Source organism: Flavobacterium sp. KH_001, assembly GCF_057840745.1.
Window position 1 is genome coordinate 2,160,151 of record NZ_CM174520.1, and the last position, 18,863, is coordinate 2,179,013.

The following is an 18,863-nucleotide window of genomic DNA, read 5'->3' on the forward strand; positions in this document are numbered from 1 at the left end:
TTATAAATAATTTATATGATGATGAAGATGAAAAGTTTTTTGTTGCCTATTGTTTTTATGGTATGCGTTACCGCGAGCTCGCAATCTAATTTGCTGAATGCAAAAACAGCTGATCAAATAGGTAAAAAGCCTCCTGCCCGGTTAATATCTGATAATGATAAGCCATTGGCTTATGGGTATGTCAATGACAGAGATGTTTTGATGGGAAAAACTACATGGGAGATTATTGACTTAAATGAGAAAATCAATTTTCCATTATATTTTCCTGTAGATACAGCTAACATTGGTTCAGATAGGCGCTCTCTTTACGATGTTTTGACTAAAGCGATTAGGAGTGGAAGAATAACTGAAGTTTATACAGACAGTTATTTCAATACTAAAAAATCTATAAAAGACATACAAGGATCATTATCGCGTATTGATACCACAGATGCCGGTAGAGAATTAATTAACCAATACCCCGATGACTACAAAACGCACGTTGTGAAGAAAAAAATAGTTACGGGTACTGGTAAAAAGAAAGTCGTAACTTATGTTGATGAGACAGTTGGAGCTACAAGAACAGTTCCTTCTGAGTATATACTGAAGCAGGATTTAACAGCTCAGGATGTTACACAATACAAAATTAAAGGATACTGGTATTTTGATAAACGTCAAAGTGAATTGAAGTATCGTCTAATAGGTATTTGTCCTGTGACCCCTGATGTGTATACAATGAACAGTGACGAGAAAGATTATATCGAGTTATTTTGGGTTTTCTTTCCTAATGCAAGGGATGTTTTACATGAGGCAAAAGCGTTTATTGAAAATTCGGCAGCCAATATTTCATTTGATCAGATCCTAAATTCCAGACGTTTTAATTCAATTATTTATAGAGAGGAAAATGTATATGGAGATCGGGAGATAAAAGATTATATTAAAGATGATGCCCAAAGTCAGTTATTAGAATCTGAGAGAGTAAAAGAGAAGATTCGTAATTTCGAACAGGATATGTGGAACTACTAAGTGCCTAAATTACATTATAACAAAAACTCTTAGTACCTTTGTAGTAAGAGTTTTTTTATTTTTTACCTATACTGCATGTTAGATTATATAATTGTCGGATCTGGATTAGCCGGGATTTCTTTTGTTGAAATTGCCCTTAAAAACAACAAATCTATTTTAGTGGTAGATGACAAATCTCAAATATCATCCAGAGTTGCTGGCGGATTGTATAATCCTGTTATTTTAAAACGCTTTAGCGAAGTCTGGAAAGCAGAGGAACAATTGGTTTTGATGGAAGATTTCTACAGTACTATTGAAGCTAAACTAGAAGCGAAGGTAAATTTTAAACTTCCAATTCTTAGAAAGTTTTTCTCTATTGAAGAACAGAATAACTGGTTTGCAGCTTCAGATAAACCGCTGTTAGCTCCGTTTCTTTCGACTAAATTAATCTTCAAAAAGTATTTCGGAATAGATTCTCCTTTTGATTATGGTGAAGTTTTGCATACTGGTTATGTTGATACATCACTTTTACTTGATAAGTATCAGGCGTATTTAATGGAAAATAAATTATTGCTGCAGGAATCATTTCAACACGATACTTTGGTAGTAAGTGATGATCATGTAGAATACAAAGGCATCAAAGCTAAACATATAATATTTGCCGAAGGTTTTGGATTACATGCCAATCCATTTTTTCAGGATTTGCCGTTAGATGGTACCAAAGGGGAACTCTTTATTATAAAAGCACCAGAACTAGATTTAGATGTAATTGTGAACACCAGCGTCTTTATTTTACCTTTAGGGGATCATTTGTTCAAAGTAGGCGCGACATACAATTGGAAAGACAAAACGGATGATCCAACGGAAGAAGGAAAAGCCGAATTAGTTGAGCGTATTGAGGAAATTATCAATTGCGATTTCGAAATTGTTTCTCATTTTGGGGGAGTAAGGCCAACAGTTCGTGATAGAAGGCCTATAATAGGGACACATGATAAATACAGCCCGTTACATTTGTTAAATGGTTTAGGTACCCGTGGCGTAATGCTCGGACCAGCAATGGCAAAGGACTTATTCGATTATATAGAAAACAACAAACCTTTAGATCCTACAATAGACATTCAGCGTTTCTATAAAAAAAGAAAATAGGATTATTTTTTTCCGGCCTTTGGATCGTACGAAACAAACATATTAATGTACAAGTTTCTTGAAAGGCGTAGAACAAAAGGAAATAATACAATTAGGGATATAACGATCGCTAAAAACGATTTCTCAATTGAAGCTCCAAAGAAAACAAATGAAACAATAAAAGCTGCAATTCCTACAGCAACATTTAGCCCATAACTTACATACATTGCACCGTAAAAAAACGAAGGTTCGATTTGATATTTTAAACCGCAATGACTGCAATTTTCGTTCATTTTGAGAACTTTAGTCAAATGAAGCGGATTTTTGTCCAAATACATGCTCTCATTTTGACATTTTGGACAACTTCCTGTTAAAATACTATTTAGTTTGGATCCTTTTTTTAACATTTGCAAAAAATTTAAACAAAGGTACATTTTTTAAACCTTTACTGCTTGTAACAATAGTCACAAATTATGCTTAATATACACAATCTTTCAGTTTCTTTTGGTGGAACATATTTATTTGAAGAAGTTACTTTTCGTTTAGGCGCCGGTGACCGGGTTGGTCTTGTTGGTAAAAACGGGGCAGGTAAGTCTACAATGCTTAAAATGTTAGCGGGAGATTTTGCTCCTGACTCTGGAGTTATCTCACAGGAGAAAGATATCCGAATGGGATTTTTACGTCAGGATATCGATTTTGAACAAGGAAGAACTGTATTAGAAGAAGCTTATGAAGCTTTTACTGAAATCAAGATTGTAGAAAAAAAATTAGAAGAAATCAATCATCAATTGGTTACCAGAACCGATTATGAGAGTGAAGAATATAGTAAAATCATTGAAGATTTATCTGATTATACACATCGTTTTGATCTTCTTGGAGGTTATAATTATGTGGGAGATACAGAGAAAATTCTTTTAGGACTTGGTTTCAAAAGAGAGGTTTTCAATAATCAAACGGAAACATTTTCAGGAGGTTGGAGAATGCGTATCGAGTTAGCTAAACTATTATTGCAGTCAAATGATGTATTGCTTCTGGATGAGCCAACCAACCACTTAGATATCGAAAGTATCATTTGGTTAGAAAGTTTCCTTCGTAATTATCCTGGTGTTGTGGTAATTGTATCGCACGATAAAATGTTCCTTGATAATGTTACCAATCGTACAATCGAAATTTCGTTAGGAAAAGCATACGATTTTAATAAGCCTTATTCCCAATATTTAGAATTGCGTCATGAAATTCGTGAAAAGCAATTGGCGACTCAAAAGAATCAGGCGAAGAAAATTGAAGAAACAGAAAAATTAATCGAGAAATTCCGTGCAAAAGCTTCTAAAGCTTCTATGGCGCAATCGTTGATTAAAAAATTAGATAAAGTAGAACGAATTGAAGTTGATGAAGACGACAATTCGGTAATGAATATTTCGTTTCCAGTTTCAAAAGAACCGGGAAGAGTAGTGGTTGAAGCCGAACATGTAACGAAGGCTTACGGCGATAAAGTTATTTTGAAGGATATTGATTTACTGGTAGAACGCGGAAGTAAAATTGCTTTTGTGGGGCAGAATGGTCAGGGAAAATCAACTTTTATTAAAGCCATCGTAAATGAATTTGAATATCAGGGTAATATCAAACTGGGACACAATGTGCAGTTAGGATATTTTGCTCAAAATCAGGCTGAATATCTTGATGGTGAAATTACTTTGCTTCAGACCATGGAAGATGCTGCAATGGACACGAACCGTTCTAAAGTTCGTGATATGTTAGGATCATTTTTGTTCCGTGGTGACGATGTCGAGAAAAAGGTAAAAGTACTTTCTGGAGGTGAACGTAACCGTTTGGCACTTTGTAAGTTATTATTGCAGCCAATCAACGTTTTGCTGATGGATGAGCCTACGAATCACTTAGATATTAAATCTAAGAATGTATTGAAAGCGGCACTTCAAAAATTTGGTGGAACCTTATTATTAGTTTCTCACGACAGGGATTTCCTTCAGGGAATGTCGAATATCGTTTACGAATTCAAAGATCAAAAAATTAAAGAATATTTGGGTGATATCAACTATTTCTTGGAACAACGCAATCTTGAAAACATGCGTGAAGTCGAGAAAAAAGATGTTGCCAAAGCTGCTGCTCCAAAAGAGACAAACAAAGCATCGTACGAAGATCAGAAAAAAGGAAAAGCGCTTCAAAATCGTTTAAGCAAAGTTGAAAGTCAAATCAAACAACTGGAAAAAGACATTCAGCATGACGATAAAATGTTGGCTTCTAATTATGATAAACACATCGAAGATGCTTCATTTTTTACCGCATACAATAAAAAGAAAGCAGACTTGGATCAATTACTTTTAGATTGGGAAATCGTTCAGGAAGAAATTGATAATTTTAATGGTTAAGATGATTTTCAGGAGCTAATCCAGCTTTTCGTTTCAAGTCCTCACAAAAAAGCTAATTTTTCTAAGCCATAAAACGAGCTTCCGTTGGTCGCTGTTTTCCGGCAAGAAAAATTGGCTTTTTTTGCTCCGGGCTTTACACTTCAATCTGGGCTAGGACAATCGGTTTTAATTGAATTTTTTTGTATCAGGATTTTTTAGTCTGTAAATTAAATCCGCTACAATCCGCGTCATCGCGTGCCAATACACGCACAGTATTAGCAAACAGAACTACTTAATAATCCCAATCGATTTCGAATGCATAATCGCCTGGCTGCTATCTTTGAAATAGCAGACCGAAACTTCCAGGTTTTCTAAATTTTTCAAAATAGCTTTCGTAGAATTTTTTTGAAATTTTCCTGTTTGTCTTATGTAAACTGCTTTTACAGTGACAGGAAAAATTTTGCAGATTTGTTCGTATAAAAATGGATCATGCTGTGAATCATCTCCCAATAAAACATATTTAAGATTCGGATAAAATTCCAAAACATGTTTTATCTTATCAAATTTATGATTGTGATTACCTCTTCCGCTCATGAAGAAATCAGTAATGCCACGTTTAATATCTTTTAATAAAATAACAGCTCTTGGCAACTTATGTATTTTGGTAAACTTTACAATAAACCGGTACAAATTCCATTCGCTGCTAGAGATGTAAAAAAAAGCATTTTCCTCTTCTTTATTATTTCTTCCAGCCGAACTCAAGGCCTGATAGTGCGGAACAACATCTTTAAAAACCTTTCTGTCATTTACATTTTTAAATAAAAGAATGTACATTTTTTTGAAGACATTTCTGGTATGTGAAATCAAAAAGGTATCATCAATGTCAGAGATAATTCCCAGATTTCCGGTGTGAGGCCTAATAAAACTACCTACTGTCGTTATTATTTCCGATTTGTATTTTATGCTCACTTCATATTCCATCCATCCAAAATTAAATTCTTTTTCGAGCGGAATACAAAATTTAAAATAACCGTCGTCCAGCGTTTTGGTGTGGATTTCCAGATTGCCAAGTTTAAGATAAACATCAAAATTTTTGATTGTTTTTATTCTAAACTGATTGATAATAGAAGTAGCGTTTTTAAAATTTTTCTTCTGAAAATCATATTCATACGTTCTCTTAAATACATGCCCCATCACAATTAATTCTTGTTCATTGGCATAACCGCGATATAATTGTAGTATAGGTTTCATTAATTACGTATATTTATATATGTTGTAAATTAATTATTTTAATTGACTTTAAAAATAAAATTTTGAAAAAGAATATCATATTTGTAGTAAACCCTATATCCGGAGACCTTGATAAATCCGATTTAATTGAAGCCGTTCAGGAGTTTGCAACAACAAATCGTTTTGATCTGGAGGTTTATGAAACTACCGGTAAAAGTGATCAAAAAAACATACAAACGCTTTATAATCAATATAAACCGGAACGAATTATAGTTGCAGGTGGCGACGGAACCATAAAAATGGTGGCTGAGGCAATGGAAGAACACGATGTAATTATAGGAATCCTTCCAGCAGGTTCTGCAAACGGATTATCTGTTGATTTAAATTTGCCAGCGACGATTGAAGAAAATCTGAAAATTGCTTTTTTGAATCGTTATATCGAAATGGATATGATTTGTATCAACGGTAAAAAAAGTATTCATTTAAGCGATATTGGTCTTAATGCTGATTTGGTAAAGAATTATGAAGAGGGCGATTTACGTGGAATTTGGGGTTATGCGCTGCAGGCATTTACAACGCTAAAAGATTCTAACGAACCTTTTTTGGCTACGATTTCCGCAAATAATGAAATTGTCGAGCATACGGCAAGAATGATTGTGATTGCTAATTCTCAAAAGTACGGAACGGGTGTAGTGATCAATCCGAATGGTGCGATGAATGATGGTAAATTTGAGTTGATTATTTTAAAAAACCTTGATTTGCTTTTAATCGGAAAAATTATAACCGGTAACATGCCAATTGATACAGAAGACGTTGTAATTATCTCAACAGAGAAAGCCACTATAAAAACAGACTATCCGGTAAGTTTTCAGATTGATGGCGAATACTGCGGAGCGCAAACGGACTTAGAAATTCATATTCTGCACAAGCAGATGAAAATTGCCATTCCGTAAACTTTGATAGTTTACTATTTAAACGGATTACGTTCCTGCCAATCTGTTTTAGGTTCCAGATAATTAAAAAATCGGGCAATATTGTGATTGATTAAAGAATTACTGTGTGTAATTAAACCATACATTTTTAAAGGTTTTGCACCAACAGAACTTTTGATTTCAAGTGCGGTTCTGGCGAAAACAATTTCTCTAAAACCCTTATTGATAGAATACGCAATCATGTCGTAAAGCATGTTTAAATACAGCATTTTCTCGCGTTGGATACTTTCATCATAACCCAGGAAATACGTGTCCATTATAGCTCCATTTTTTATTAAAGTGTTGAAGCCGATTAGTTTTCCATCTAAAAAATAACCATACAGTAAAAAATCATCTTTCATGATTTCCTTAAAAAAGCTAAAATGATTTCTGGCTAAAAAGAAAGTATTGAAAGGTGCATTTTTTGCAACGTGAAAATAGAGATCATAAATGATGTCTTCGTATTTTAGGATATCATTTAAGGACATTTTCTGTTTAACAATTCCATCAGCTTTTTTGCGGGCGCGCTTGTATTGATCGCGGTATTTTTTGGATAAAGCATCAATATAATCTTGTTCCGTTTTCCAGTTTTCATTGATTTCGAAAATCATATTGGGCTGTGTTGAAAACGTATAATTGTTTTTGAATTCAGTTTGTAATGGCTTAATTTCTGTTTCCGTAAAATCTTTTATACTGGTAATATGCACTTTTTTACCTTTCGCTTTCAACTCTTTTTTAAGCTGATTAATCGCTTTATGAAGTGTTGTAATTGCTTTTGCTAACTTTATGTTTTTATCAAAAGCAAAAGCATTCTGACCTGTTAGCATATTATTACCAACAAATAAAACATGTGAAGCGAAGTTCTTAAATGCAAAATTACGAACTGAAGTTTTTAAACATTGATCGCGATCCCCAAAAGACTCTAGTTTTTCTGCAAACAAAAATTGGGTTATGGCAATTCCAACAAGTTTCTTTTCTTCAAAAATTCCTATGAAATGGCAAATCATATTTACCGGACACGAATTTTCAAGAACTGTGAGATATTCCCGCGTCAAAAAAATGTTGTCAGAAGTAAGCGAATTCCATTCCTGAGGCAGTAATGATGCGCTATTGTATATTTCGAAAGAATAAGTTGTAGTCAAAAGTGGAAGCTAATTTTTTCAAAATTAGATAATATTTATAATAACTGATCTGGTTTAAGTTATTATTAAGAAAACCCGTTTGAAATTGAATATCAAACGGGTTTTGTATGTATGATTTTATGCAAAAGCACAGATAATTCCTCCCATCAAAGTCAGAGTTAACATCCAATATCCGGCATGAACAAAAATATATTTCCATGATTTTCTTTCAAACAAACCATTAATACCAATTATCGGTAAAGCAAAAAACAATCCTGACATGAAACCATGAAGTGCTCCATGTTTAAAAGTGCGATATGCTGTTCCGTAATCTGCCATAAAAGCGGCAAATGAAGGTTTTGCACTTTCTAGCAAAGGTGGTCCGCCTACCATACCTACTGCTCCTGATTGATGAATGGTTAATCCCATCAAAATTACGGTGATCATTAAAGAGAAAATATACGTAAATCCGAAGATTTTAAGCATATTTCCGGCCTTGAGATCTTCTTCAGTTAGATTATTTTCTTTCATCCAGATGGTTCCAAAGACTTTTGGATTGTACCAAATAAAACCAGTAACAAGTGTGACAATTCCAGCAAGTAACAATGCAATAAAGTTAATTTCCATAATATGAGGTTTTTAGGATTAGTTGGTCAAATTTAATCAAAAAACAATTCACTTCGTTGATTTTTAGCTAGTAGTATAATTAGTGTTAAATATATACTTATTAACACTTTATCGACATTTACTGCTTTATATCTAGAAATTGCATAATTTTAAACCGTAAACAAATCCCCAATTTTGTTATGAAAAGCTTAACCTTATTTTTTATAGCTTTTATTTTTTCATTGAATATTTATGCTGATACTGTCTCAGATAAAGAAAAAGAGGCCTTAATTAAATTTTACCATGCGACAAATGGAGCAAATTGGAAAATTAAATGGGATTTATCGCTTTCTGTATCAACCTGGTACGGTGTTCAGGCTGAAAATGGAAAAGTAATTGGACTTTATTTAGATGATAATAATTTGACAGGAGAGTTACCTGCTGAGTTCTTTGATCTGATAAATTTAGTAACTATCGATTTGCATAAAAATAATTTGCAGGGAAAATTACCCGCAGAGATTGGAAAATTAAAGCAACTTGAAGTACTTTCGTTATTTAATAATGAAATCCAGGGTGATTTACCCGGTTCAATCTATCAAATTTCGACTTTGAAAGTTTTACTTTTAAACAGCAATAAGTTATCCGGAACCCTGAGCAGTGAAATAATGAATTTTCATGCTTTGCAAAATTTAAGTTTGTTTGATAATAGCTTTGAAGGCGAAATTCCGAAAGGACTTGAAAAATTACATAATTTATCTGAAATGAATCTTTCTTACAATAAATTTAAAGGAACTGTTTCTAAAAACCTGGCCTTATTAGATCCGCTTAATATGACTATGTTTGATGAGGATGGAACCCCACATTTATTAGAAATTAATACTGAAAAAGAAACTACCATTGTTACCCAAAATTAATCGTGCTTATGAATGAAAATTACTCTCGTTAAACAAGTTGATTAAATATATTTAGTTAATTGCTGAAAACCGTAAGACATTACGGTTTTTTTTGTGCCCTGAAATTTTAGTGTTTTTTTGATATTTCAAAGGGTATCAGGTTATTAGCGGTATATCAATAGTTTTACTTGATTTATTTACCTGTTAATCAATATATTAACTTAAGGTTTGAATTTTGATAAAGAAATGAAGTAACTTCTAAATTTCAAATCATGAGTACTTATCAAAATAAAAGAACAGCCTTGATATTGATTGATCCGTTTAATGATTTTCTTTCGGAAAACGGAAAACTATGGCCTTTTGTAAAAGAAACCGTGGAAAGCGGAAATGTAGTAGCAAACATAAAAAAGGTTTTGACTGCTGCCAGAAAACATAAAATTCAGGTAGTTTATTCGCCTCACAGGCATACTCAAAAAGGAGATTATTTGAATTGGAAATTCTTTTCACCCTCGCATAACGGAACTAAAAATTTTACGGTTTTTGAAAAAGGGACCTGGGGAGCTGAGTTTCATCCGGAACTCTTAGCGGTAGAAGGTGATTTGATTGCTCAAAATCATTGGACAGCGAGTGGTTTTGCCAATACGGATCTCGATTTTCTTTTAAAAATGCACGACATCGACCATATTATAATTGCGGGAATGCGAGCCAATACCTGTGTTGATTCGACCGCGCGATATGGTGTAGAACTTGGTTATCATGTAACTTTAATTAAGGATGGAATCGGCGCTTTTAATCAGGAAGAAATTAGAGCGACCGTAGAAACAAATTTTCCGAATTATGGACATTCTCTTTTATCGGCAGACGAATTTATTAAAACTTTAGAATCATAAAATGGAAATATTGGCTGAATGTACTGCAAAGGCAATAATTCATTGTGCGGCAGAAAAAATAGATATTACCGATTGGCTTTTTACATTAAAAGATCAGGAATATCAATCTTGCTCGGTTAGTCATATTGCAGGGGGAACTTCGGTTTCGCAAGATGGAAAAAAGATGTCGATAAATGTCGAGCGTATTGCAGGCAATCTTCTTGTACAGCATTATATAGAAGAAGTTGGAGATAGCAATCATTGCAAAGTTAATTCGGTTTCAGATTCGATTTCTGACTTGGGAATAACTAAATTAGGAATAACCTGGGAAATTAAAATTCTTCCCGTAACAGCAAATAGCTGCGAGTTTGTAAATAAGGTTTTAGTCACTTCAACACCTGAATTTTTAGCAGTATTAAAAGCGGCTAATATTGAAAATCTGGAAATGATAAAGAGTCAGATGCTGCAAAATGTGGTGGTGCATAATAACGAAGAAACGCCTTTATTTGCTGCAGATATTCATAATAAAGTATTAGCTGGAAAGTGGGATTAAATTTCTGTTAAAACAAGAGAATAAAGAATTTCTGAAAATAGAATTTTATATAACTTTGTCCCAAATTGATAATTTAAGATCAGTTTGTAAAACAACTTATATTTTTTCATAACTTTAATATTCGATTCAACTGAAAGTAGGTTGAAGTGATGAGAAAATTAATTTTAAAACTTTTAATACTAAAATTATGGTAGTACAGTATCAAGGTGAACAACACGGAAAAGCGACCACTTTTACAATAAGAATTATTGGAAATAACTTGTCTAAAAGTAGTTCTAATTATCAAATAGATTTATTGGTAGGAGATAAACAATTACCAACTTTTACATCAGAAATACACCAAAGTTTGTCGAACTGTCTGAAAGAAATCTATTTGTTCAGAAAACATAACGGAATTACATTTAATGCTTCATCAGAGAAAATAAAATCGCTTTTTGTGCCTTATGATCAGGTATTGTTCAACTACAATAAATACGCTTTGTTTAGAGCTTAAGCTTTTTATAAAGCTGAAAATAGTAAAAAGACCGTTCTCAAGAACGGTCTTTTTTGTTATAATCTAAATGTATGAAAAACACGATATTTGGCTAATACGAAAAACGCTTCTATTTTAGTGCTAAATTTCTTGGAGAAACTGAAAGTCGTAACTATTTAATTATTTAGCTAAAAGTAATATCAAAAAAACGATCTTTAAATATTAAAAATCATTTTATGGAAAATAAAATTGCAGTATATGGTGCTTACGGCCACACCGGAAAGTTTTTAATTGCCAAGCTTTATCAGCAAGGTTTCAGACCTATACTTAGTGGACGGGATGCTGATAAGTTAAAGACTTTAAGTAAAGATTATCCGGATTTAATAACTAAAGTGGCAGATATTAATCGGCCAGAAACGCTGGATGAGGCTTTCGCCGAAGCAGAAATCATTGTAAACTGTGCGGGTCCATTTTTAGACACAGCAGAACCTATTATCCAATCTGCATTGAGGTTAGGAAAACACTATCTCGATGTTAGTGCAGAGCAGAAAGCCGTATTGGATATCTTTGAACAGTTTTCTGAAAAGGCAAAACTGGCTAATGTAACCATAATACCTGCTGCTGCTTTTTATGGCGGTCTGGGAGATTTATTAAGTACAGCACTTACGAAGGACTGGGATAAAGTGGATGAAATAGCGCTTTATATAGGTTTAGATTCGTGGCATCCAACAAAAGGAACACGATTGACAGGAGAACGAAATCATTATCAAAGATTTATCTTTGCCGAAAATCGTTTACAGCCTGTTCTGGAGGTTAAATCAAAAATTTGGGAATTCCCGGATCCAATATTAACACAAGAAGTTGTGACTGTACCGCTTTCAGAAATAATTACGATTTCGCGACATATCAAGGTGAATACAATCAACACTTACTTGAGTCAAAATTCTTTGGCTGATATACGAAGTGATGAAACGCCAGAGCCTAAACCTGTAGATGAAAAAAACAGATCGTCTCAACGTTTTTGTATGGAAGTAGTAGCAACAAAAGGAAACAAAAAAAGATCAATTACGGCTGAAGGAATAGATATTTATGCCGTTACCGCTCCCTTAATCGTTGAGGCTATAAAAAGAATTTTAAAAGGGAAAATAAAAAAGCAAGGAGTTACAACATTAGGGCAAGCTTTTGACGCAACAGCCTTTTTAAGCGCTTTGGATACTGATGATATCGTAATTTCGGGCATCAAAGAAACACACATTAATTAAAATAAGATTGCTCCTTATTAATAAAAAATCAGGATTTTAACCGTGTATTTTCTTAAAAGAAAAGGATTTTAAATAAAAAAAATACCACTTCAAGTGGTATTTTTTTTAGTAAGAAGTTCTGGAGAACTATTCTAAGCACTTTAAAAATTAGTGTTTACTTTTTTAGAGCGATCTGCAATGTGCGAGATAAGCCAGATGGTTTGTCCATCTTTTACAAAGAATATTTTTTTTGTCTCTAAATTTGGAATGCTTTCAAGGAGGCTCACCAATATGTTATTTGCAGAAATAAGGTATTTTTGGTCATAAGTGCTTAAAACTCTTGCAGCTTCTTTATTGGTTTTAGCAAGCGTAGTAAACTTTGCAAAATTGTTTTTTAGGATTGCATCGTAATTAAGAACATCCTCCATACCTAAAGAAACATAATGCTCTTTAATGTTTTCATTGTAATATAACGTTGCAAATGCCCATACAGCCCCGCCCGATAGGTAGATTTTATCTTTTTTTAATAAAAGAGGGTTTTTGTCAAGCAAATCTTTGATCTTCTTACGCAGAACCGAGTTAAAGTCAAAAGATTTTTCCTGATATACTGACATATCATTAACCTGATTTTGATTGGCAACCGTTTTTTGAACAGCATCAGTAAGGGTCATTGTACCAAAATCAAGTTCAAGAGGTATAAATTCTAATTTATCATCTTCAAGTTCATCGATGTATCCTCCTTTGGTAGTTTGAGCACCAATATCAAGAAGGAAAGCATTAGCATAATCTACAGGTGGAATAGCACCCTTAACCAACGTTTTAGGTTCTTCATTAACATTAAGTATGTCAAGCTTTTTATTAGTTAAAGAAGTGATTTTATTTTTTAAAACATCAATGTTACGGGCAGATGCAAAAACCGGAGCAGCAACTATAAAAATGTTTTCTTCAAGAAGCTTAAACTCTTTTCTTATTTTACTCAATTGGCTAATAACTGTAACACCAGCTTGGGTAATATCATCCTGAGTAAGTTCGCCGTTCGCCGTAATATGGTCAGCAAAACTAAATCTGTCATTTGAAAAATACAAAATATCATAATCAGCTTTTCTGATATTGTTAACATCAAGAACTGAAACTTTTATAGCTCTTCGTCCAATTTCAATTCCGGCATAAAGATTTTTTTGAGCAAATGAAGTAATTGAAAAAAATAAATTGAAAAGAATAAAAAATAAAATTTGGGATTTGTTTTTTTTAAGCATTGGATTTAATTGTAGTTATGTTATTATTTATTTTTGAGTAAAGTCTGAAAGAATAGTTTGATTATCAGGTCTAAATACTGTGAAATAAGTATTAAAAATAAGATCGCAAATTTATAAAATCATTTAGTAAAATAGACTAGTTCTGAAGAAAACATAGCATTAAATTAATATGGATTTTTTTTAAAATAGAACATAAGGATTTTACATTTCTAACCTACTGATAGAGAATGGTAAACGTTAGGTGTTTTATTAGTTATGGACGGGTATTGCTTGTTATTTTTTAAAGTTAACTTCGAAAAATAGTAAAATATTATTGATTTCGTATGTTTTGTTATTTGCGTTAAATTGAAAAACTGCCGAAAAAACGCCGGATTTTTTTATATTTTGTGAATGATTTTTGACTTAAGAAAGGGAGATTTTGAGCAATATTTTTTTCTTTAGAAATCTAAAAAAGATTGGTTTCCGTGTAAAAAAAAAGCTCCAGATTTCTCAGAAGCTTTGCCTTACTATCGGGAAGAATTCTAATTAGGTAATATCTCTCTTCTGAATAATATTCAATTCCTTATTAAAAGAATTTCTATACTTTTTAATGTATTCTGAAGGTTTCATTCCAAATAATTTTACGAACTGTTGTCGGAAATAGCGCTGATCTTCAATACCAACCTGAGGGCCAACCTGCGCGATATTAATATTTTCCGTTAGCATAATTACTGCGGCTCTGCGGATTCTGATCGATCTGATAAAAACATTTACAGTTTGTCCCGAAATTGCTTTAATCTTTTTGTAAAGACTGGAATGACTCATACCCATTGCAGCAGAAAAAGTCTTTAGATTAAACTCGCTATTTTCAAGATTGGCCTCAACGATTTCAATACATTTATCCAGGAACTCTTTGTATTCAGTAGGAACCTTATTGAGATTTTCACGAAGTGTAATGCTGTCTAAGAAATACTTGCGCAATTGTCCTCTGTTTCGAAGAACAGCATCTACACGCGCCAGAAGTATATCGCTGTCAAAAGGTTTCGTGACATAATCGTCTGCACCTTCAGTAATGCTTTTTAAATGAATATCATTGCTGGTTGTAGCCGTAAGAAGTATTACCGGAATATGGCTTAAATCATCACTTTGTTTGATTTTTTTGCATAAATCCATACCGTTCATACCTTCCATAGAAATATCACTTAGTACAATATCAGGAATGTGTTTTTCGACAAGTTTTAATCCTTCAAGTCCATTTGCTGCCGAATAAACAATATAATTATTGGAGAAAAGCTGTACCAGATAATGATTCATTTCGGGATTGTCTTCCACAATCAGCAATACTTTTTTTGTACTGATTAATTCCTCCTTTATATTTTCAGGAGTTGAGGATTGATTTCTATTTTGATTATCTGCAGGCATTCCTTCCAGAAGTTCCCCTACAAGAGGTGACATTTTCGGATAATTTTCATTGATGCTCATTTCTGCAAAATGAGTCTTTCCTTTAGGGAGTACAATAGTGAACGAAGTGCCTTTTCCTACTTCGCTTTTGCACGATATTTCGCCATGATGTTTAGTCACAAAATATTTGGCAACATAGAGACCAATTCCAAATCCATTGCTGGCTTTAGACTGACCTTGTTTGAATTCTTCAAAAATAGTATCAATATCATTCTCGGCAATTCCGCTCCCGGTGTCTGATATAATAATAGAAACATCAGTGGTATTCTCTATTATCTCAATGCTTATAGATCCTTTGTTAGGCGTGAATTTGAAAGCATTTGAAATTAAATTAAACAGTGTAATCTCTATTTTTTCATAATCGCCATATATTTCGGCGGGTGTTTTTTCTTCAATAAACTGATAATTTAAACTTTTAACCGCCGCCATTTGTGTAAAGCTGTCATAGATTTCACGGCACAAGCTGTTGAGATTAATCTTTGAAATTTTGAGTTCATCAAGATCCGTTTCTGCTTTTCTAAACAACAGTAACTGATCGGTAAGGCTCAACAATCTCTTGGCATTTTTATAGGCAAGATTCAAGTCAAGATCATCCTCAGAACGGTTTTTTCTCTCAATAGCACTTTTTAGCGGATTTATAATCAAAGAAAGGGGAGTGCGCAATTCATGAGCCATATAAGTAAACATAGAAAACTGTTTTTCAGCATGTTCTTTGTCTTTTTTATGCTCCATACGGGTCAGTTTTATTTCGTAGCGCAGTCTTTCTTTATTTTTGTGATAACCTACGTACGCATAAATGGCACCTGCAGCAGCGATGAGATAAAAGGTATAAGCCCACCATGTTCTGTACCACGGTGGAAGGATTTTTACCGTTGCCAGCGTTACTTCATTGGTCCAGTTTCCAAAAACGTCGGTTGTTTTTACTTTAAAAATATAAGTTCCTTCGGTCAGCCTGGAGTAATTGGCCCTGTTATTTTTTGAGGTATAGTTCCAGTCTTTGTCCCAGCCTTCGAGAAAATAAGCGGTATTAATTTTTTCAGCATTAACATAATCAAGATAAACAAAATCAAAACTCAATGCCGATTTTTCATAAGGAAGTTCGGCAGCACTTATCATCTCGAGTTTTTTTTCTGTGATATAAGGACTGTCTAATTTTAAAGACTGGTTGTTTACCAATAAATCATTTAATAAAAATTTGCCGGTATTTTTTTTGTCTTTTATATTGTGCGGATCAAAAACATTGAATCCGTTTATACCACCAAAAATAAATTCTCCAGTTGAAAGTTCCGTACCTGCATTCCAGCTAAATTGATTGCCCTGAAGACCGTCAGAAACACCGAAATTTCTAAAAGTATTATTCCTAGGATTCAATCTTGAAATCCCATGATAAGTACTCATCCATAAATCCCCTTTTTTATCTTCTAAAAGACGAAGTATGGTATTGCTCGAAAGACCATTTTGTGTGGTAAATTTTTTGAAAGTGCCTGTTTTTGGGTTGAATAAAAGCAGACCACCTTCAACAGTACCAATCCAAATATTTTTATTTTGATCTTCCGTTATGCATCTGATCGTATACTCAGAATGATAGTTTTTTACTTTTTTTGTTTTGGGTTCGATCTCAAAAAAAGAATTAAATGTTCCGCCCCATATTTTTCCATCTTTGGTCTCATAGAGACAAGTAACATCTCGCAAAGTTGTACTGTAACAGACGAACTTATTTTGCTTTTTATCAAATTGATATAGTGCTCCACCGTTAGTAACGGCAAGCCAAAGTGTTTTTTTTGAATCGATAAACAGCAGCCATGATTCCTGTTCTGCTTTTTTAGTGATTTGATTGTAAATGGAGAAATTCTGAATGGCTTTTGATTTGGGATCAATACGGCAGACTCCGCCTTTCCACATAGCGACCCAGATGGCATTATCAGAATCCCTGACGATGCTTGTAACAAAATCGCTCTGAATTTTTCTACCTGTAGACGAGGTTGTAGAGTAAACGTCGTAAGTGTTTTGTTTTCTGTTCCAGTACCGCATTCCGGCGCCATCGGTACCAATCCAGATGTTTTTCTTTTTATCTTCGCAGAAAGAAAGCATGAAGTTGGCCGCAGGATCTTCATCTTCCTTATTGGTCAGGGGATCTTTGCTTTTATAATGATTAAAATCGAGTGGTTTTTTACCCATCATACTAACGCCTCCGCGCAAGGTTCCAAACCACATTTCGCCGTTTTTGCTTTGAAAGATATCATACAAAGATTTACTGTTAAGCAATGAAACAGGGCCGTTAGCACGATAAAGAACAGGAACATCCTGATTTTTTGTAATGGTGTAAAGACCAGCTCCATCAGTGGCAATCCAGAGTCTGTTTTCCTGCTGATAAAAATCACGTACAACGGTTTTTTCCGAAAAGTAATTTTCAGAATACGTATTTAGATGGTGATTATACAAGTATGCCCCTTCGTCCGATCCAATCCAGAGTCCTTCATTTGTCAGCTTAATACAATTGGCACCTGTAATGGTATTATTGAGAAGCGTTATTTTTTTTGATTTAATATCATATTGACAAAGACCAGTTCCGGTAATAAAAACATAGAAAATTTGTTTTTTCGCGTTATAAGATATTGATCTTGCGATGTAATTTAATTTTCCGTTGAAAGGTATCGCTGTTCCAATTTTCTCACCTTCTTTATAAACTACGATTGCCTCTTTTGTAGCAACGAGAATGATGTGTAAAGAATGTACCGCAATTATTTCGTAGGCGGTAACGTTTAAAGGTTTGATTTTTTTGTTCGTATCATAATATTGCAGCGGACTAAAAGAAGAGCGTTCAGCATTAAAAACCACTGGCCCGGCTGTTGTTCCTATCCATAAATTATTTTCAAAGTCACCTTCGATACAGCTAATAGCATTTCCCTGAATAGAATTTGGATCAGTATGAATATGGCGGTAAACCTTAAAATCATTTCCATCATATCTGTTCAATCCATCAAAAGTTCCGAACCACATATAACCGTTTTGATCCTGATATATAGAGGCAACAGAATTGTTCGAAAGTCCTGATGAAATATCAAGATGTCTTATCGGGTAATTCTGTCCTGATGCATTTATGTGCAAAAGACTAATAACAAGAAAGAACATTAACTTATTCATAGAAAATTTTTTAAAAGCATGCTGTTCTCTGATATACGAAAAATAAAAGGGATGCGATCTAAAAGCTGAATCAATTTTTTAAGTGAATATATTTGAAATTTGATACTTTGCGAAATTAACACATTATTATGTAATGCTTAAAAATAACATTTGTTTTGTTTGCAGTTAATTTTACTGCAAAGCACGTAAAATATTTTTTCGGTGTGTTTCTAATTGGCTTTCATAAGTTCGCAAAGCTGTATGTGATTGATTTGATCTAAACTTTGTAAACTTTGCGGAATTCCTTTGTGAACTCTGTGGTAAATTTTACCGCAAAGCACGCAAAGTATTTTTTTCGGTGTCTTTGTAATTGGCTTTATTAAGTTCGCAAAGCTATACATGATTGACTTGGTCCAAACCTTTGTGAACTTTGTGGAATTCCTTTGTGAACTCTGTGGTAATTTTTTTTCTCTACAAATATTTTGAGATGGGTCTGTTTTTTTTGAGAATAAACCGATTAAAAACGACAGGCTGTTTAATTATTAAATCGATTATTTTAAAGGTAAATAATTCATGTTTTGATTTTTTTTAAACTAAAAAATTACAGAATATG

15 protein-coding genes are annotated in these 18,863 nt (G+C 33.5%); 9 read left to right on the top strand and 6 right to left on the bottom strand.

Features of this window, described 5'->3' with window-relative positions; genetic code table 11:
• Positions 1-21: 21 nt before the first annotated feature.
• A complete protein-coding gene (porN, locus tag AC3ITQ_RS09435) occupies positions 22-1,005 on the top strand; it encodes a type IX secretion system ring subunit PorN/GldN (RefSeq protein ID WP_489238918.1) in 984 nt (327 codons plus the stop codon).
• Positions 1,006-1,080: 75 nt separating this feature from the next.
• On the top strand, positions 1,081-2,130 hold the full coding sequence (locus AC3ITQ_RS09440) for an NAD(P)/FAD-dependent oxidoreductase (protein WP_489238319.1): 1,050 nt from the start codon (positions 1,081-1,083) through the stop codon (positions 2,128-2,130).
• 2 nt (positions 2,131-2,132) lie between these two features.
• On the opposite strand, the gene AC3ITQ_RS09445 is transcribed toward AC3ITQ_RS09440, so the two are convergent.
• Positions 2,133-2,516, bottom strand: coding sequence for a DUF983 domain-containing protein (locus tag AC3ITQ_RS09445; protein WP_489238321.1), 384 nt, complete (start codon positions 2,514-2,516; stop codon positions 2,133-2,135).
• Positions 2,517-2,582: 66 nt separating this feature from the next.
• Here AC3ITQ_RS09445 and AC3ITQ_RS09450 point away from each other — a divergent pair, with 66 nt between their 5' ends.
• Positions 2,583-4,496 (top strand): ABC-F family ATP-binding cassette domain-containing protein, encoded by a 1,914-nt coding sequence (locus AC3ITQ_RS09450; RefSeq protein ID WP_489238323.1) that lies wholly within the window; start codon positions 2,583-2,585, stop codon positions 4,494-4,496.
• 267 nt (positions 4,497-4,763) lie between these two features.
• Here the strand turns inward: AC3ITQ_RS09450 and AC3ITQ_RS09455 are convergent, their stop codons facing one another.
• Entirely contained in the window at positions 4,764-5,726 is a 963-nt protein-coding gene (locus tag AC3ITQ_RS09455; RefSeq protein WP_489238325.1) for an App1 family protein phosphatidate phosphatase, read from the bottom strand.
• 62 nt (positions 5,727-5,788) lie between these two features.
• Between AC3ITQ_RS09455 and AC3ITQ_RS09460 the strand changes: the two genes are divergently transcribed.
• Positions 5,789-6,658 carry a diacylglycerol/lipid kinase family protein gene (locus tag AC3ITQ_RS09460; protein ID WP_489238327.1) on the top strand — a complete coding sequence of 290 codons (870 nt, stop codon included), beginning with the start codon at positions 5,789-5,791 and terminating at the stop codon, positions 6,656-6,658.
• A gap of 14 nt (positions 6,659-6,672) precedes the next feature.
• Here the strand turns inward: AC3ITQ_RS09460 and AC3ITQ_RS09465 are convergent, their stop codons facing one another.
• Positions 6,673-7,818: a peptidogalycan biosysnthesis protein gene (locus AC3ITQ_RS09465; protein WP_489238329.1), complete on the bottom strand. Its 1,146-nt coding sequence runs from the start codon at positions 7,816-7,818 to the stop codon at positions 6,673-6,675.
• Positions 7,819-7,935: 117 nt separating this feature from the next.
• On the bottom strand, positions 7,936-8,424 hold the full coding sequence (locus AC3ITQ_RS09470; RefSeq protein WP_489238331.1) for a DUF1761 domain-containing protein: 489 nt from the start codon (positions 8,422-8,424) through the stop codon (positions 7,936-7,938).
• A gap of 179 nt (positions 8,425-8,603) precedes the next feature.
• Here AC3ITQ_RS09470 and AC3ITQ_RS09475 point away from each other — a divergent pair, with 179 nt between their 5' ends.
• The 5 genes from AC3ITQ_RS09475 (at position 8,604) to AC3ITQ_RS09495 (ending at position 12,452) form a co-directional block, all read left to right on the top strand.
• Positions 8,604-9,317 carry a leucine-rich repeat domain-containing protein gene (locus AC3ITQ_RS09475; RefSeq protein WP_489238333.1) on the top strand — a complete coding sequence of 238 codons (714 nt, stop codon included), beginning with the start codon at positions 8,604-8,606 and terminating at the stop codon, positions 9,315-9,317.
• A 251-nt stretch (positions 9,318-9,568) separates the two neighbouring features.
• Positions 9,569-10,186: a cysteine hydrolase family protein gene (locus tag AC3ITQ_RS09480; RefSeq protein ID WP_489238335.1), complete on the top strand. Its 618-nt coding sequence runs from the start codon at positions 9,569-9,571 to the stop codon at positions 10,184-10,186.
• Position 10,187: 1 nt separating this feature from the next.
• Positions 10,188-10,718: a hypothetical protein gene (locus tag AC3ITQ_RS09485; RefSeq protein WP_489238337.1), complete on the top strand. Its 531-nt coding sequence runs from the start codon at positions 10,188-10,190 to the stop codon at positions 10,716-10,718.
• Positions 10,719-10,905: 187 nt separating this feature from the next.
• Complete coding sequence (locus tag AC3ITQ_RS09490) at positions 10,906-11,211, top strand: hypothetical protein (RefSeq protein WP_072975205.1); 306 nt, start codon at positions 10,906-10,908, stop codon at positions 11,209-11,211.
• 215 nt (positions 11,212-11,426) lie between these two features.
• On the top strand, positions 11,427-12,452 hold the full coding sequence (locus AC3ITQ_RS09495; protein WP_489238339.1) for a saccharopine dehydrogenase family protein: 1,026 nt from the start codon (positions 11,427-11,429) through the stop codon (positions 12,450-12,452).
• Positions 12,453-12,592: 140 nt separating this feature from the next.
• Here the strand turns inward: AC3ITQ_RS09495 and AC3ITQ_RS09500 are convergent, their stop codons facing one another.
• Positions 12,593-13,687, bottom strand: coding sequence for a Ppx/GppA phosphatase family protein (locus AC3ITQ_RS09500; protein ID WP_489238341.1), 1,095 nt, complete (start codon positions 13,685-13,687; stop codon positions 12,593-12,595).
• A 525-nt stretch (positions 13,688-14,212) separates the two neighbouring features.
• Positions 14,213-18,271 carry a hybrid sensor histidine kinase/response regulator transcription factor gene (locus tag AC3ITQ_RS09505; protein WP_489238343.1) on the bottom strand — a complete coding sequence of 1,353 codons (4,059 nt, stop codon included), beginning with the start codon at positions 18,269-18,271 and terminating at the stop codon, positions 14,213-14,215.
• Positions 18,272-18,863 lie beyond the last annotated feature (592 nt).

What these genes read in the sequence shown, in the direction of transcription:
- AC3ITQ_RS09495 (WP_489238339.1), top strand. Translation starts at nt 11,427, where the DNA reads ATGGAAAATAAAATTGCAGTATATGGTGCTTACGGCCACACCGGAAAG.
- AC3ITQ_RS09450 (WP_489238323.1), top strand. Translation starts at nt 2,583, where the DNA reads ATGCTTAATATACACAATCTTTCAGTTTCTTTTGGTGGAACATATTTA.
- AC3ITQ_RS09490 (WP_072975205.1), top strand. Translation starts at nt 10,906, where the DNA reads ATGGTAGTACAGTATCAAGGTGAACAACACGGAAAAGCGACCACTTTT.
- AC3ITQ_RS09500 (WP_489238341.1), bottom strand. Translation starts at nt 13,687, where the DNA reads ATGCTTAAAAAAAACAAATCCCAAATTTTATTTTTTATTCTTTTCAAT.
- AC3ITQ_RS09445 (WP_489238321.1), bottom strand. Translation starts at nt 2,516, where the DNA reads ATGTTAAAAAAAGGATCCAAACTAAATAGTATTTTAACAGGAAGTTGT.
- AC3ITQ_RS09475 (WP_489238333.1), top strand. Translation starts at nt 8,604, where the DNA reads ATGAAAAGCTTAACCTTATTTTTTATAGCTTTTATTTTTTCATTGAAT.
- AC3ITQ_RS09485 (WP_489238337.1), top strand. Translation starts at nt 10,188, where the DNA reads ATGGAAATATTGGCTGAATGTACTGCAAAGGCAATAATTCATTGTGCG.
- AC3ITQ_RS09470 (WP_489238331.1), bottom strand. Translation starts at nt 8,424, where the DNA reads ATGGAAATTAACTTTATTGCATTGTTACTTGCTGGAATTGTCACACTT.
- porN (WP_489238918.1), top strand. Translation starts at nt 22, where the DNA reads ATGAAGATGAAAAGTTTTTTGTTGCCTATTGTTTTTATGGTATGCGTT.
- AC3ITQ_RS09440 (WP_489238319.1), top strand. Translation starts at nt 1,081, where the DNA reads ATGTTAGATTATATAATTGTCGGATCTGGATTAGCCGGGATTTCTTTT.
- AC3ITQ_RS09480 (WP_489238335.1), top strand. Translation starts at nt 9,569, where the DNA reads ATGAGTACTTATCAAAATAAAAGAACAGCCTTGATATTGATTGATCCG.
- AC3ITQ_RS09455 (WP_489238325.1), bottom strand. Translation starts at nt 5,726, where the DNA reads ATGAAACCTATACTACAATTATATCGCGGTTATGCCAATGAACAAGAA.
- AC3ITQ_RS09505 (WP_489238343.1), bottom strand. Translation starts at nt 18,271, where the DNA reads ATGAATAAGTTAATGTTCTTTCTTGTTATTAGTCTTTTGCACATAAAT.